This is a genomic window from Pseudomonas sp. UBA3149 (genome assembly GCF_002364655.1).
Lineage (GTDB): Bacteria > Pseudomonadota > Gammaproteobacteria > Pseudomonadales > Pseudomonadaceae > Chryseomonas > Chryseomonas luteola.
The window spans coordinates 426,700-442,398 of the sequence record NZ_DEYV01000026.1 but is presented as its reverse complement, the minus strand read 5'-3'; the positions used below and the strand labels follow the sequence as shown (position 1 = coordinate 442,398).

Genomic DNA, 15,699 nt, shown 5'->3' with positions numbered 1-15,699 from the left:
GCACGTAGCAAGACCAACACTTCAGCCCCGTAAAAGAAAGGCTGGCAGAGCCCGCCGCTATAAGCGAAACGGACTCTGTTTATCAGGAATCAGCCGCCGGGAGCCAGCAGCAGATTAGGGGCCTGACGGTGATAACCTTCCTGATCGAGCCGCATGTCCAGCGCCAAGCTGGCCAGATCGGCTGACACGGCCTCCGCCTCGGTATCATGCTCCAGATACAGCAGCTTGAGGTAGGTTTCGCAGCTGGGACAAGCTTCCGCTCGCAGCGGTGCCTTTTCGGCCAGGACCGCATCGTTTTCCAGCGAGAAGTAACCCAACTCCTTGCTGTTTTCGCACTGGGTGCACTTTACCCGCACGTAATGCCATTCACACGAGCACAGTGAGCAACTCAGGTAGCGAAGACCATTGAGCTTGCCGCGGTGACGAATTACACCGGCAACCGGTAGTGAGCCACAGGCTGGGCAATGGGTCTGACTCTTGGACTCACGAAACTTGTCCGTCTCGATCTGAAACAGCCAATTTGTCCAGGCAACCTGTAGCGCTGCGCCCAGGAAAGGCACCAGTGCCGCTGGAACCTGATCGTACTGCCCGCTGACCAAGGCAATTGCCCACACCTTGCGCTGTCCGGCGTCCGCTGTACGAATCTGCTCAAGCGCTTCCTGCACGGCAGTATTGCCTTCAGGCACCTGATACACCTTCAGTACGGCGTCTAGAACACCTAGCCACGCCTCTTCGCGGACCAGCGTATCGCAGCTCAGCGGGGGCAGGCCGTGATGCTGGCTCTGCTCAATCCGCTTAGCCTCCAGCGGAAGGTTTTCCAGGTTGTCGAAAACCTGCTGCTGAGCACGGCAGATGCCACTGACAAGCAGCAAGTAATCACGGAGTGGGTTACCGTCCGCCAACTTTTCCAAACGCTCGGCACGGTAGCTGAACGCATTTTTCGGCGGCAGGTTGATGAAGGGAGGCGTTACGGCTGAGGCTTCGATCTGCCCCGGTTCGAGAATCTGACCTGACACGCAGGAAACCTCTTCGGTAATGGGAGCCGCCACAGACCTCCTGGTCCGTGGCGGCGACAACCATGCCAGGCATGGCTACACGTTTGACGCCTGTTCATGGCCTGCCGAAACAGGCCATGAAGGGGCTTTTACTTCTTGTCTCGCGTGATGTCCTTGTACCAGAGCGAGTGATGCTTCTTGGCCCACAGGAGGCTGACCTTACCGTGCAGCATGGCACCAATCGAACCCTTGATCCAGATACCGGCATAGATATGCACGATGATCGACAGAATCAACAGGAACGCTGCAGCCGCATGGGCCAGTGCCGCCAGACGGATGCCACCAATCGGGAAGAAATGGCTGAAGTACTCACGCCAGATCACGATCCCGCTGAGCATCAGTACCAACATGGAAGCCAGCAGCACCCAGAACAACACTTTCTGCCCCGGATTGTACTTGCCGATTTCGGGCAACTTGTCTTCCCGGTTGTTCAGCACGTCACCGATCTGCTTGACCCACTGCATATCCCGCTTTTCCAGGATATTGTGATGCCAGAAGCGGATCACGAGTCCCATGAAGAACAGGAACATCGCCACACCCATGAAGGGGTGAAGAATCCGTGTCCACGGTCCGCCGCCGAACAGGTTGGTCAGCCAGAACAGCGCTGGATGGAACAGCGCCAGCCCCGACAGGCCTGCCATGAAGAACAGTATAGCCACCGCCCAGTGATTGGTGCGCTCACTGGCACCGTAACGAACGATCTCTTTTTTCATTTGAAGGCTCCTGGAGCGTCTCCCCCGCCTGCGAGGGAGACGTTATCTCAGCGTTTGGTCGGATCGAACGTCTTCACCGACGTGTCCTGGGACTTTTTCTCCACCTGCTCGGCGGCAGCATCGTGATGAGCCTCATCCTCTTCGTCCGCACGGTTCGGTCCGATACGTACGTAGTGGAAGAAGCCCGCCAGCACCGCAGCGCCCATGGCAAGCAGCGACAACGGCTTGGTGATGCCTTTCCACAGGCTTACCATCGGGCTGATGGCCGGATCGTTCGGCAGGTTGTTGTACAACGCAGGCTGATCGGCGTGGTGCAACACGTACATGACGTGCGTACCGCCTACACCCGCCGGGTCGTACAGACCGGCGTTCTCGTAACCACGGCTCTTCAGGTCGACGATGCGCTCTTCGGCATGGTGCTTCATGTCTTCCTTGGTGCCGAACGTAATGGCACCCGTCGGACAGGTCTTCACGCACGCAGGCTCAAGCCCTACGGACACACGGTCGGAACACAGGGTGCACTTGTACGCCTTGTGATCCTTCTGCGAGATCCGCGGAATGTTGAACGGACAACCCGTAATGCAATAGCCACAGCCAATGCAATGGTCCTGATTGAAGTCAACGATACCGTTGGCGTGCTTGATGATCGCACCCGGGCTCGGGCATGCCGTGAGGCAGCCCGGCTCCGCGCAATGCATGCAGCCATCCTTGCGGATCAGCCATTCCAGATCGCCGGCCTGGTTCTCATGCTCGGTAAAGCGCATGAGCGTCCAGGTATCGGAGGTCAGGTCGGCCGGGTTGTCGTACGTACCATGGTTGTGCCCCACCTCATCACGCAGCTCGTTCCACTCTGAACACGCCACCTGGCAGGCCTTGCAGCCAATGCACTTGGAGACGTCGATCAGCTTGGCGACCTCCTCCACCTGACGGATGGAGGAAGGCGTGGTCGTCGTCGCGGATTGGGCAACGATTTCTTGAAGTGCCATTTATGCCTTCTCCACGTTGACGAGGAACGATTTCGATTCGGGCGTTTGCGAGTTGCCATCGCCGACGAATGGAACCAGTGTGTTGGTCAGGTAACCGTGACGCGTCAGACCCGAGAAGCCCCAGTGCAACGGAATACCAATCTGGTGCACGGTCTGGCCGTTCACTTCCAATGGCTTGATCCGCTTGGTTACCACCGCGACGGCCACGATGTAACCGCGTTTGGAGCTCACCCGAACCTTGTCGCCCGCCGCAATGCCCTTCTCCTTCGCCAGCGCTTCGCCGATTTCGACGAACTGCTCGGGCTGGACGATCGCATTCAAACGGCAATGCTTGGTCCAGAAGTGGAAATGCTCGGTCAGACGGTACGTGGTCGCCGCATACGGGAACTTGTCGGCCTTGCCGAACGACTCCCATACGGAGGGCAGAACACGAGCGGCCGGGTTGCTGATCACCTTGTCGTTCTTCGGATGCATCGGGTTAACCCCGATCGGCGTCTCGAAGGGCTCGTAGTGCTCAGGGAACGGACCTTCGGCCATCTTGTCGACGGCGAAGAAACGCGCCACACCTTCCGGGTTCATGATGAACGGATTCATACCGGCTTCCGGTGCGCTGTCCGGCTTGAAGTCCGGAACGTCAGCGCCGCCCCAGTTCTTGCCGTTCCACCAGACCAGCTTCTTGTCCGGTCCCCATGGCTTACCGCTTGGGTCAGCCGAGGCACGGTTGTACAGAATCCGGCGGTTCATCGGCCACGCCCATGCCCAGCCCAGACTCTGACCGACACCATATGGATCGCTATTGTCACGGCGCGCCATCTGGTTGCCTTGCTCGGTCCAGCTGCCACAGAAGATCCAGCAGCCCGATGCAGTCGTACCGTCGTCCTTGAGCTGAGCGAAGCCCGACAGCTGTTGGCCAGCCTTGGCCACTACCGCGCCAGTGGCATCGGTAACGTCCTTGACGGCATAACCGTTGAATTCCTTGGCCAACTCCTCGGGAGACGGCTCGTGCGGAATCTTGTACGGCCAGTACAGGTTCAGGATCGGATCCGGATAGGCACCGCCCTCCGTGCGATACATCTCGCGCAGCTTGAGGAACATTTCCGACATGATGGTCACGTCAGTACGCGCCTCACCGGGTGCTTCAGCGCCCTTCCAGTGCCACTGCAGCCAACGGCTACTGTTGACCAGAGAGCCATCTTCTTCAGCGAAGCAGGTCGTGGGCAAACGGAACACCGCGGTCTTGATGCTGGCGGTATCAACGTTGTTGTACTCGCCGGCATTACGCCAGAACTCGGAGGTTTCGGTTGCCAGCGGGTCCATGATGACCAGCCACTTCAACTTGGCAAGCGCAGCTACTACGCGATTCTTGTCCGGCAACGATGCGATCGGGTTGAAGCCTTGGCAGAAATAGCCACGGACTTCGCCACGAGACATCATGTCGAACATCTTCATCACGTCATAACCGGCACCCGGTACGTCCAGCTTGGGCAGATAGTCGTAGCACCAGTTGTTTTCAGCTGTCGCCGCATCGCCATACCAGGCCTTCATCAGGCTGACATGGAATTTGCCGTAATTCTGCCAATAGGACATTTGCCCAGGACGAAGCGGTTTGAGCGCACGCTTGGTGATGTAAGCGTTAAAGTCCTGCTCACCATCATTGCCCAGCGTCATGTAGCCCGGCAGAAGGTTCGACAGCAGACCCAGGTCGGTCAGACCCTGGATGTTGGAATGACCGCGCAGTGCGTTCACACCGCCACCCGGCAGACCCACGTTACCCAGCAGCAGCTGAACCATTGCCGCTGTACGGATGATCTGGGCGCCCACAGAGTGCTGCGTCCAACCCAGGGCGTACAGAATGGTCATGGTCTTGCCAGGCTGCGAGGTCTCGGCGATTTCCGCCCAGATCTTCATCATGCGATCCTGCGGCATACCGCAGATATTGCTGGCAACTTCCGGTGTGTAACGGCTGTAGTGCTTCTTCATCAGCTGGAAGACGCAACGCGGGTGTTCCAGGGTCGGATCGACCTTGGCAAAACCATCCGCGCCCTTCTCATAGCTCCAGGTGGACTTGTCGCTATAGGTGCGCTTCTCGGCGTTGTAACCGCTGAACAGACCGTCCTCGAACGTGAAACCTTCGTTCACGATGAAGGAGACGTCAGTGTAGTTACGAACGTATTCGTGCTGAATCTTATCGTTTGTGATCAGGTAATTGATCAGGCCGCCCAGGAACGCAATGTCCGAGCCGGTACGAATCGGCGCGTAATAATCCGATACGGAAGCCGTACGGGTATAACGCGGATCGACCACGATCAGGCGTGCCTTGTTATGGGCCTTCGCTTCGGTCACCCATTTGAAGCCGCACGGATGCGCTTCAGCGGCGTTTCCGCCCATCACCAGAATCAGGTTGGCATTACGAATATCCGTCCAGGTATTCGTCATGGCGCCACGGCCATATGTCGGGGCAAGACTTGCCACCGTCGGGCCGTGTCAAACGCGAGCTTGGTTATCGAAACCGACTAGACCAAGGTTACGAACGACTTTCTGAGTCAGATAACCGGCTTCGTTGGAAGCAGCGGACGCAGCCAGGAACCCAACGGACGTCCAACGGTTAACCGTCTGGCCCTGAGCATTCTTGGTGATGAAATTGGCGTCACGCTCTTCCTTGACCAGTTTGACGATGCGATCCATCGCCTCTTCCCAGGAGATGCGCTTCCACTCGTTGGAGCCTGCTTCGCGGACCTCGGGATACTTCAGTCGATTCGGGCTGTGGATGAAGTCCAGCAGACCGGCACCTTTCGGGCACAGCGTACCGCGGTTCACCGGGTGATCCGCATCGCCTTCGATGTGAATGATGTTTTGCGCAACGTTCTTGGCCTTATCGCCATGGCTGTACATAACCAAGCCACAACCCACAGAGCAGTAAGGGCAGGTGTTACGCGTTTCGATGGTGCGCGCCAGTTTGAAATGGCGCACCTGTTCGGCAAAAGCTGGCGTCGGTGCCATGCCTAGTGCCGCCAGGCTAGATCCTGCAAGGCCGATACCCGCGACCTTGAAGAATTGCCGACGGTTCATATCCACGTCTTGACTCCTCATCAGAAGTGAAGTGCGATTCTTCGCCGCACCCCTGAGCAAAATATAACCAATCGAAGCGGTGGCAACTAGCCAGTTATCCGATTATTTTGCTCTTTTGGGAACTTTCGCAGAGCACTTCTGTCAGAGGCGCGCTCCGAAACTTCTGATTTTGTTATCGGCCTAATACAGCAAGTCTTTAATGCTGTCTGCACCTTTTTACATTTTGTGTTAAGGTCGCTCCCTCGTTTATTTTGAAGGCTGAAGACAGGTCTGATGACACTGCTTAACCCTCTTTGCTGGCTGCCTACGCCGCCATAGCGCTTTCCCCTCCTCGCCTGTACCGCTGACGTTGGAAGCACCCGTCAGTGCGGTATTTGCTGCGCGCCTTTCAGGCCCAGCACTTGTCTTTTTTCAACGTGTCATAACCCATGGGCTTCGCATGCCGTCTGCTCGGCGTGCGGGTTTTGGCTTTTGCTTTGGTACCTGCAATGCTGCATACCCTCAAGAATCACTGGTTCTACAATCTACGCGGCGACATTCTTGCCGGCCTGGTCGTTGCTCTTGCGCTCATCCCAGAGGCCATCGCTTTTTCCATCATTGCTGGCGTCGATCCGAAAGTCGGCCTGTATGCGTCCTTCTGTATCGCGGTGACCATCGCCTTCGCAGGGGGTCGTCCCGGCATGATCTCGGCAGCGACGGGCGCGACTGCCCTGCTCATGACCACCCTCGTGCGCGATTATGGCCTCCAATACCTGCTTGCCGCTACGCTGCTGACTGGCGTTATCCAGATCATCATCGGCTTTCTGAGGTTGGGCTCGCTGATGCGATTTGTCTCGCGCTCCGTAGTGACCGGCTTCGTTAATGCACTGGCTATCCTGATTTTCATGGCGCAACTGCCTGAACTGACCCATGTCACTTGGCATGTCTATGCCCTGACGGCGGCTGGCTTGGGCATCATTTATCTGTTTCCCTACGTACCCACGCTAGGCAAGTTCATTCCCTCGCCACTGGTCTGCATCCTGCTGCTGACTGCCCTCTCGATGTATCTGGGTCTTGATGTACGTACCGTAGGGGACATGGGTGAACTGCCTGACAGCCTGCCGGTATTTCTCCTGCCTGACGTGCCGCTCAACCTGGATACCCTGCTGATCATCCTCCCCTACTCGGCTGCCATTGCCGTGGTAGGCCTGCTGGAGTCCATGATGACTGCCACTATCGTGGATGACCTGACCGATACGTCTAGCGACAAGAACCGTGAATGCAAGGGCCAAGGGCTGGCCAATATTGTTTCGGGTCTTCTGGGCGGAATGGCAGGCTGCGCGATGATCGGCCAGTCAGTTATTAACGTGAAGTCTGGCGGCCGCTCCCGTTTATCCACTCTCGTAGCTGGAGTATTCCTGCTGATTCTGGTGGTTTTCATTGGGGATTGGGTCTCGCGCATTCCCATGGCTGCACTGGTTGCCGTCATGATCATGGTCTCTATCGGCACCTTTAGCTGGGACTCCATCCGTAACCTGAAAAAATACCCCCTATCCACCAATATAGTGATGCTGGTCACCGTGGCTGTGGTGGTTTTCACGCATAACCTCGCCTTTGGTGTGCTCACCGGTGTACTGCTGGCTTCGCTGTTTTTTGCCAACAAGGTGGCGTTCTACCTGACGGTAGAGAGTCGACTGGAAAATGGGCAAAAACGGATCTACGACGTAAAGGGGCAGGTTTTCTTCGCATCGACTACTCGTTTCAACGCAGCATTCGACCTGAAGGAAGCGGTTTCCCATGTAGTGATCGACCTGACCCATGCCCACTTCTGGGACATTACAGCGGTTTCGGCACTGGATAACGTCGTTCTCAAGTTCCGTCGGGAAGGAGCGCACGTGGAGGTCATTGGCCTGAACCAGGCTAGTGCTACGCTGGTCGACCGCTTTGGCATCCATGACAAACCGGACGCGGCCAACAAAGTGATGGGCCACTAGATATCGCGTTTTGAATGCTACTGATCGAGGAACAGTAATGAACAGGATCATCGCCTGTATCGATGGCTCCCCTGCAACACGAGGTGTTTGCGATTATGCTGCCTGGGCCAGCCTGAAGCTGGGCACCCCCATACATCTGCTGCATGTGCTTGACCGCAAACATTATCCTGCCGATTCTGACCTGAGTGGCACTATCGGGCTGGGCAGCCGGGAGCACCTGTTGGACGAGTTGGCCAGACTGGATGAGAAACGCAGGGGGCTAGGTCTCAAGCAAGGGCAGCTTCTACTGGAAGCGGCTCAGGAGCATGTTACCAAGCTGGGCGCTCAGGAAACCGATACGCTGCAGCGGCACGGAGACTTTCTCGATACGCTGCGGGATATGCAGGCGCAAAGCGCTCTTTTCGTCATGGGTCGACTGGGCGAGGAAACCCCACCGGCGCGGCTGATCGGTAGCCATCTGGAAAGCGCAATCCGCACCCTGACCCGTCCGATTCTTGTGACACCGGTAGCGTTTGAGATCCCTCAGCGCGTTATGCTGGGCTTCGATAACAGCAACAGTGCGCGAAAGGCACTCGAGCTTATGGCCGAAAGCCCGCTATTTCGGGGTTTGGAGTGCCATATCGTGACCGTCGGAAAGGATAACGCCGAAAATCGTCAGCCTCTTGAAGATGCAGCCACTATCCTACGCTCTGTGGGTTTGAGCGCTGTGACCGCCATCGTCGAAGGCGATGTAGAGCTTGCGCTTGAGAAGTACCGCAAACAGCAGGAAATTGGCCTGACGGTCATGGGCGCCTACGGACATTCCCGATTACGACACTTCTTCATGGGTAGCAATACCGGCAATATGCTGCGTACGGCCGGCGGCGCCTTACTGGTGGTGCGCTAACGGCAGCCCTTCGGCATGAACAAAGCATAACTTGTTGCCCTCAGGGTCGCGGCAGTACGCGCCATAGTAATCTGGCGCGTACTGTGGCCTTAGCCCCGGAGCGCCTTCATCGGAGCCGCCATGCAACAGCGCCTGACGCCATGCGGCATCCACTTTGGTCTGTGAGGGAGCCGCAAAACTTACCTGCGTTCCGTTACCCACCGAAGCGGGTTTTCCATCAAAGGGAAACTGGATAAAGAACTGCGGCCATCGCTGCCCGGGATACTGCCAGCCAGCACCCTCGGGACCACCGTCTTGCTCGTTGGGCATACGAATCATGCCAAGCTCGCTCAACACAGCGTTGTAAAAGGCCGTCATGCCTGACAGATCGTGAATGCCAAGCTGGATGTGACTGAACATGGGCGCCTCCGTAATCAGGACTTCTTTCAGCCTAGCAGCAGGTTGACCTCAGCGGTTTACCACCTTGGCCGGCAGGGCCAGTACAAGCAGACAGCTGAGCAGCAGCGAACCAGCAAAGCACCAGAGCGCTACGGCGCTGCTATGGGTCAAATCCAGCACAAACCCCATCAGCGAGTTGCTGACCAGACCCGCAATGTTGGCTAGCGAACAGGCCAGGGCAAAGCCGGTCGCAGCCGCCGTACCCCTGAGAAAGGTGGCCGGCAGGCTGAAAAAGACCGGGACGGCGCCAATGATCGCAGCCGAGGCGATTCCGAACAGCAGCACCAGCATCATGACGTCCTGGGAGAAGAAGGTACTCATGGACAGCGCACCAGCCCCTACGATGAACGGCACGATGATGTGCCAGCGGCGCTCCCGAAAACGGTCCGAGCTTGCGCCAATGGCCAGCATGCCGATCAGCCCCATGAGGCTAGGAATGGCGGTGAGCCATCCAATATGCACAGTATCGGCTACCCCAGCGCCCTTGATGAAGGTTGGCAGCCAGAATCCCATGGCATAAGCACAAAGCAGGATTGAAAAGTCGATTCCTCCCAGCATCCAGACCTTGATGTCCCAGAATCCGTCGCGAAAACGATAGGGCGTATTGGGTCGATCGGATTCATCTTCCTCAAGCTTCTGCAACAGCACCTGTTTCTGTTCTGCGCTCAGCCAGGCGGCTTCGCTGATGGTGTTGGGCAGCACCCAGAAAGTCAAAATACCCAGAACCACTGTAGGCACGGCTTCCAGCAGAAAGAGCCATTGCCAGCCCTGCAAGCCGTTGACCTGATGGAAATGGCTCATGATCCAACCCGAAATCGGCCCGCCAATCAGGCTCGACAGCGGCAGACCAATCATGAACAGTGCAATGACGCGGCTTCGGCGATAAGTAGGGAACCACTGGGTCAGGTAAAACAGAACACCAGGCAAAAAGCCCGCTTCGGCGGCCCCTAGAAGAAAACGCAGGAGGTAGAACTGCCACGCCTCGGTCACAAACATCGTGGCGCCCGACAATAACCCCCAGGTGATCATGATTCGGGCAATCCAGATACGGGCGCCGACACGCTCCAGCACCAGGTTACTGGGCACCTCGAACAGGATATAGCCGACGAAGAAGAGCCCTGCCCCCAACCCGTAAGCCGTCTCGGAAAGATGCAACTGATCAAGCATTTGCAACTTTGCGAATCCGATGTTGATACGGTCCAGGTAGGCAGCCAGGTAACAGAAACAGAGAAACGGAATGAGTCGCCAGATAACAAGACGGTAAGTCCCTGCCTCGTCAGCAGTGCAATGTTGGGTAGAACCGTGACGTACTTCCGACATACACATCCCTTCTAAGCGAATGCCAGGATCCGAACCATGGCAGTCAGAGTGGAAAGCTGCTTCTCAAGGGGCATCACCGCCGCTATGCATGTGCTTTCCCGAGTGGCCGGAGAGCTTATCGATTTACAGGCAAAGCGCAACTGGCCATCTCCCTCCTGCAAATGGGAATGGCCAGAGGCTATCCGTCAATAAACGTCCCGCTTGTAGCGCCCCTCCTCCTGCAACCGCTCCAGGCCCGATTCGCCCAGGATCTCAACCAGGGCGGCATGTACACCTCGCGCCATGCCCTGCAAGCTGCCACAGACGTAAATGACCGCGCCTTGCTCGACCCAGGCTCGGACGTCTTCTGTGGATTCCAGCAAGCGATCCTGAACATATACCTTGTCTTCCTGATCACGGGAAAAAGCCAGATCAAGCCGGGCAAGCTGCCGATGCGCCAGCCAGTGCTCCAATTCGTCCTGGTAGAAGAAATCATGCTCACGATTCCGCTCACCGAAGAGCAGCCAGTTCCGGCTGTGTCCTGCGTCGATGCGCGCCTTGAGCAGTGCCCGTAAGCCGGCTATCCCCGTGCCGTTGCCAATAAAGAGCGCAGGCCGATCGTCATGAGGCATATGGAACGCGGGATTAGGTCTTAGGCGTGCCATCAGGTGCCCACCCTCTGGAGCATGAATGGTCAGCCAGCCAGACGCGATACCCAACTGCCCACTTCGTTTGCGCTCCTGGCGAATGATCAGTGACATAGTCCCCTCAACGGGCAGGGATGCAATTGAATACTGCCTGACCGCCAAAGGCAGCAGCGCCTCAACCAATCCCTGTGCGTGCATGCCTACCATCTGATGCACGTCTTCAGGCAGAAAACGTGTTGCCAATGCCTGATCCAACGGCAACTCGATCCCGTCCAGCCATACAAGGGAATCTGGAGAAAGTCCCAATGGACTTAGCCATTCCTGTACGAATGACACAGGATAACGCGGCAGTATTTCGATAAGGTCGCCGGCTGCCCACGAGCAATTTGCCGGCATTTGGAGATCGACCCTGAAGACGGGCCATTCCTGCCCTCTGGGGTTCAAGCACTGACGGGCCGACAGGTGATAATCCTGGAACGGAGCAGTAGCTGGTTGGATATGCGCCACGGCACCCAACTCGCCCAGGCGAGACTGCCATAGACCCAAGGCAACCTCATCGTCCCGGTTTACCTCAACCGTATCGAACAGGCTATGAGCGCCCTGCCCGCTCAGCCAACGCTGCAGACGTCGTCCGAACGCACAGAAATCCGGATATTGCCGATCCCCTAGCGCCAGCACACCGTAGGAGAGCTGCTTCAGGGACACCGCCTGCCGTAATACGGCGCGCTCGAATTTGCGGGCATTATCTGGAGCCTCGCCATCACCAAAGGTGCTGACGATAAATAATGCCTTGCGAGCCGCCGTCAAGGCATCAGAATTGAGCTGAGCCAGCGGCTTTACCGTTGCTGGCTGGCCTGCAGCCTGTAGCTGGCCGGCGGTTTGCCAGGCCAGTTGCTCCGCCAAACCGCTCTGACTGGCAAAGCCGATCAACCAGGGCTCATCCCCTGTTGCCGTAGGTATGACTTCGCGACGAGCCTGGCGAATCCCCTTTTTCTTTCGGCGGCGATCCAGATAGAGCAACCAGCCCGTGATAAAGAACAAGGGCATGGCGAGGCTGGCTAGAAACATTAGCAGCCGCCCCGGCAACCCGAAGTATTCTCCCGTGTGCAGCGCATAGATGCTGCCCAGCAGCTGCCCGCCGATGCTCTTGTCAGCGTAGCGCTCATGGCTGCGGACCGCGCCGGTTTGCGGGTCCAGGTCCAGCTTGTTGAGTGCTCGTAGATGATCGGCATTCTGAAGGCGATAAAAGACTGTTGCCGGCTGACCGGCTGCCGAGGGCAGGCGTAAGGTATAACCTTCCAGCGTCGGACCGGCCGCTTGCTGCACGCTTGCCCAAAGGGCCTCATGATTGATGATGGGTGGCACCCCGTTTGGCTGAGGACGTTCCGGCCTGCCGCCTTTGCGCTCGCCTCGCTGCTCGGCAGGCGCATCATCCAACAACCGGATCAGGCCGTTGCGGTACCACTCGTAGGACCAGAAGAGCCCCGTGAGCGCCGCCAGCAGATAGAGCATAAGGCACCAGGTGCCTGCGACAGCATGCAGGTCCCAATTGAAGCTGCGCCCTTTACGGGCCCAATCCAAGGTCAACCAGGCGCGCCAGCTGGCAACCTGCCTGGGCCAGCGAAGATAGAGACCAGACAAACAGAAAAACACGAGCATTAGGGTACAGGCACCCACAATCGCCTTGCCGGTTTCTCCCACAGCAAGAAAACGATGCAATCGCAGCATGAGCCCAAAGAAGTCGGCGCCAACCGGTTCACTCAATACCTCACCGGTATAGGCATCGACAAAGCGCATAGGCCCGCGCCGCTCTCCTGGCGGGGGCTCGAGAAATACGCGGACATTACTGTTGAGCACCAGATCGGCCCATAGCCCGGTTACCTTTTTCCCCTCGTACGCCTCGACGCGCTTGATAAGCTCATAAGGTGCCAGTGCATTTCCAGCCATTCGCTCCTCTACCGCTGCAGAACGATTGATCAGGTTCGATATCTCCGGCTCGAACGAATACGCAGCGCCGGTCACGCCGATGATGACCAGCACCAGTCCTGCCGTGATGCCCATAAACCAATGCAGCTGGAAGAGAAGCTTTTTCATTTAAATCACTCGATCCACGAGCCATTCAAAACCAGAGCGCGTGTGCCATATGCGCCTGACAAGTAAGAGATATCCATACAAAAAGCCCGGCTCACAGGAGCCGGGCCATGCGCTTTTCCATCAGAAATGGAAATTGGCACTCAGGAGCGCTGTACGTCCGGGCGCTACGTGCGCCATATGGGTTGAGTACACTTGGTCGAAATAACGTTTGTCCGTCAGGTTCTGCACATTCAACTGCAGATCCAGATTCTTCGTCACGCGGTAAGCCGCCATCGCGTCATAGCGTGTGTAGGAGGAAATGTAGGTCGAGTTGGCCGTATTGCCGAACTGACGATCCACATATGTGGCACCGCCACCCACCGTGAAGTCCTGAGTAACATCATAGGTGGTCCACAGGGTAAAGTTGTTTTCCGGCGTCTGAGGCATCTTGTTGCCCTCATCAGAAGCGGTGGTCGACTTACGGATCTCGCTATCCAAGTAGGTGTAACCGCCGAATACTTTCCAGTGAGGCGTCAGCTTGCCACTGAAGCCTAGTTCAACGCCTTGAACACGCTGCTCACCGTCAAGGACCTGATAGGAGCTATTATCCGGGTCCGTAACACGTGCATTGGTCTTATCCGTACGGAACAAGGCAGCGTTAAGTGATAGCGCTTCGTTAAAGAAGTCCCACTTCGTGCCAATCTCATAATTACGGTTGCGTTCCGGCTCAAGACTTGTATTGGAAGTGCTCAGCTCCGACAGTCCTTCCCCTGATGTTTCACCGGAAGGGTTACTGGAGGTCGACCACGCCACATAGATACTGCCGTTGGATGCTGGCTTGTAAACGATACCGGCCTGGTAATTCCAGAAGTGCGACTTGTTTTCACGATCGAAATTTCCAGCCGCTGTGCCACGCCCGCCTGTACTGTAACCACTTGAGCGTGTTTCAAAATCATCGTAACGCAAACCTAAGTTAACCGACCATTGTTCGTTGAGCTTTAGCGTATCGAAGACATAAGCAGCACTTGTCTTGGTATCTGTGTCGGTAAAGGCGGCACCCTCAGTGTAAGTACCAGCCCAACCGTCTTTATAGGTTGGATTGTACAAACTTGTGCAATCGCCACTTGCCAGCAGGGCAGCATTACAGGTCGAACCTGAGACACTAGAGGTAAATGTATAAGGACGGCTGTGAACATCCTCATAGCTGAACTCTAGTCCAGTCACTAAGGTGTGCTCAATGTCTGCAGTTTTGAATAGCGATTTCAGCTCTGTCTGGTTAACCCAACCTTCAGACACTGAGTTACGACTTTTAGGTGAGCGGTAAACATAGCCATTAACAACGTTCCCTCTGCTGTCATCCGGGTTGGTTGCCACATAATCTAATGTAGTCCGTACCATACGGAAGCTATTAGATAGCGTGAGGCTGTCGTTCAAGTCATGCTCAATCCGGAACGTTCCACTGTCCGAGGTGCTCTTGCGGTAATCACGGCTAGAACCGTACCAGTTATCCTTGTCCACATGAGCCGGACGACTTGGATTCGCTTCGCTGCGATTGACGTTGGTCAACGGTATACCGTAATCAGGCGTATCGTCCGTATCCAGATGATAGTAAGAGAAGGTCGCACGCGTTGGTGTGCCTAAGCCGAAACTGATCGAAGGCGCTACACCCCAGCGACTGACATCCGGACCATCACGACCTGCTATGTTGGCATCATGTTTCATTAGGTTCAGGCGGAAAGCGGCGTTATCCGTAATCATCTGATTCACGTCGAGCGTAGTACGACGCGTCTGATCGGAACCGTAGGTAAAGCCACCGTTCACAAAGTTTTGCAGTTTGGGCGTTTTGGTAATCAGATTAAGGCTGCCGCCTGTAGAACCTGCACCGGTATAAGCTGAGCCCGGCCCTTTGCTGACCTCAATCTGCTCCAGATTGAATATTTCACGTGTTTGCGAAGCGACATCCCGCATGCCATCAACAAAGGTGTCACTTTCAGCACTGAAACCGCGAATGAAAGGTCGGTCACCTTGAGGGTTCCCCCCCTCGCCGGCCCCGAATGTAATACCTGGCACGGTACGCAATGCATCGGTTAAAGAAAGCGCGCCTGTATCACGAATCACTTGGGCAGGCACTACTGTCACGGATTTGGGCGTATCACGCAGCGGAGCCGTGTACTTAGAGGATGCCGACTCCTGAATATTGTAGCTGCCCTCTTCTTCTCCTAGGACAGTTGTGCTGTTCAAATCCAGAATGCTGGAACCTTTGGTAGTTCCCTCTTTTTCAGGTGCTTGTTGCGCAAACGTGTTACCCGAAAAAGCCGTTATGGCCATACCTACCGCTGAAACTAACAGTTTAGGCGTAACACCCAATTCGGTTTGACGCGTCATTTCTAATTATTCCCCACGAACGAAGCCGCAGAAAATATACGCAAATACGAATTAGTATCAATATTAATTTAAAGTATCTTAGATTCTTGAAAACAGATGGCAATCTTTCAAAGCAGATTTTGCAAAAATCCTGAGAATGACTATCATTAATAGCTTTTTTATGCTCGTCGGAGCG

The 15,699-nt window shown here is 56.2% G+C and carries 10 protein-coding genes; 2 read left to right on the top strand and 8 right to left on the bottom strand.

What is annotated here, in order from left to right:
* Nucleotides 1-89 precede the first annotated feature (89 nt).
* The 4 genes from fdhE to fdnG all read right to left on the bottom strand — a co-directional run bounded on the left by fdhE (nt 90) and on the right by fdnG (nt 5,829).
* The gene (gene fdhE, locus B3729_RS16515) at nt 90-1,016 is read right to left on the bottom strand and encodes a formate dehydrogenase accessory protein FdhE (RefSeq protein WP_026004089.1); all 927 of its coding nucleotides are present in this window, start codon (nt 1,014-1,016) and stop codon (nt 90-92) included.
* 128 nt (nt 1,017-1,144) lie between these two features.
* Complete coding sequence (locus B3729_RS16510; RefSeq protein ID WP_010797237.1) at nt 1,145-1,768, bottom strand: formate dehydrogenase subunit gamma; 624 nt, start codon at nt 1,766-1,768, stop codon at nt 1,145-1,147.
* Nucleotides 1,769-1,815: 47 nt separating this feature from the next.
* Nucleotides 1,816-2,754 carry a formate dehydrogenase subunit beta gene (gene fdxH, locus B3729_RS16505; RefSeq protein ID WP_019366878.1) on the bottom strand — a complete coding sequence of 313 codons (939 nt, stop codon included), beginning with the start codon at nt 2,752-2,754 and terminating at the stop codon, nt 1,816-1,818.
* Nucleotides 2,755-5,829, bottom strand: a complete 3,075-nt coding sequence (fdnG, locus tag B3729_RS16500) for a formate dehydrogenase-N subunit alpha (protein ID WP_148100025.1) — start codon at nt 5,827-5,829, stop codon at nt 2,755-2,757.
* A gap of 482 nt (nt 5,830-6,311) precedes the next feature.
* Between fdnG and B3729_RS16495 the strand changes: the two genes are divergently transcribed.
* Together B3729_RS16495 and B3729_RS16490 are read left to right on the top strand one after the other, a co-directional pair.
* Nucleotides 6,312-7,796 (top strand): SulP family inorganic anion transporter, encoded by a 1,485-nt coding sequence (locus B3729_RS16495; protein ID WP_286788413.1) that lies wholly within the window; start codon nt 6,312-6,314, stop codon nt 7,794-7,796.
* Between the two features lie 37 nt (nt 7,797-7,833).
* Nucleotides 7,834-8,682 (top strand): universal stress protein, encoded by an 849-nt coding sequence (locus B3729_RS16490; RefSeq protein WP_074822734.1) that lies wholly within the window; start codon nt 7,834-7,836, stop codon nt 8,680-8,682.
* Here B3729_RS16490 and B3729_RS16485 read toward each other — a convergent pair.
* From B3729_RS16485 to B3729_RS16470, 4 genes are all read right to left on the bottom strand, one after another.
* Nucleotides 8,665-9,081: a VOC family protein gene (locus tag B3729_RS16485; RefSeq protein ID WP_010797231.1), complete on the bottom strand. Its 417-nt coding sequence runs from the start codon at nt 9,079-9,081 to the stop codon at nt 8,665-8,667. The two genes, B3729_RS16490 and B3729_RS16485, sit on opposite strands and share 18 nt — an antisense overlap.
* Before the next feature lie 48 nt (nt 9,082-9,129).
* Nucleotides 9,130-10,440 carry an MFS transporter gene (locus tag B3729_RS16480; protein WP_286788412.1) on the bottom strand — a complete coding sequence of 437 codons (1,311 nt, stop codon included), beginning with the start codon at nt 10,438-10,440 and terminating at the stop codon, nt 9,130-9,132.
* 185 nt (nt 10,441-10,625) lie between these two features.
* Nucleotides 10,626-13,160, bottom strand: a complete 2,535-nt coding sequence (locus tag B3729_RS16475; protein WP_286788411.1) for a sulfite reductase flavoprotein subunit alpha — start codon at nt 13,158-13,160, stop codon at nt 10,626-10,628.
* Nucleotides 13,161-13,280: 120 nt separating this feature from the next.
* Nucleotides 13,281-15,524: a TonB-dependent receptor gene (locus B3729_RS16470; protein ID WP_286788410.1), complete on the bottom strand. Its 2,244-nt coding sequence runs from the start codon at nt 15,522-15,524 to the stop codon at nt 13,281-13,283.
* Between the last annotated feature and the right edge of the window lie 175 nt (nt 15,525-15,699).

Coding starts and splice junctions, on each gene's coding strand:
- B3729_RS16510 (WP_010797237.1), bottom strand. CDS start 1,768: ATGAAAAAAGAGATCGTTCGTTACGGTGCCAGTGAGCGCACCAATCAC.
- fdxH (WP_019366878.1), bottom strand. CDS start 2,754: ATGGCACTTCAAGAAATCGTTGCCCAATCCGCGACGACGACCACGCCT.
- B3729_RS16495 (WP_286788413.1), top strand. CDS start 6,312: ATGCTGCATACCCTCAAGAATCACTGGTTCTACAATCTACGCGGCGAC.
- B3729_RS16490 (WP_074822734.1), top strand. CDS start 7,834: ATGAACAGGATCATCGCCTGTATCGATGGCTCCCCTGCAACACGAGGT.
- B3729_RS16485 (WP_010797231.1), bottom strand. CDS start 9,081: ATGTTCAGTCACATCCAGCTTGGCATTCACGATCTGTCAGGCATGACG.
- B3729_RS16480 (WP_286788412.1), bottom strand. CDS start 10,440: ATGTCGGAAGTACGTCACGGTTCTACCCAACATTGCACTGCTGACGAG.
- B3729_RS16475 (WP_286788411.1), bottom strand. CDS start 13,160: ATGAAAAAGCTTCTCTTCCAGCTGCATTGGTTTATGGGCATCACGGCA.
- B3729_RS16470 (WP_286788410.1), bottom strand. CDS start 15,524: ATGACGCGTCAAACCGAATTGGGTGTTACGCCTAAACTGTTAGTTTCA.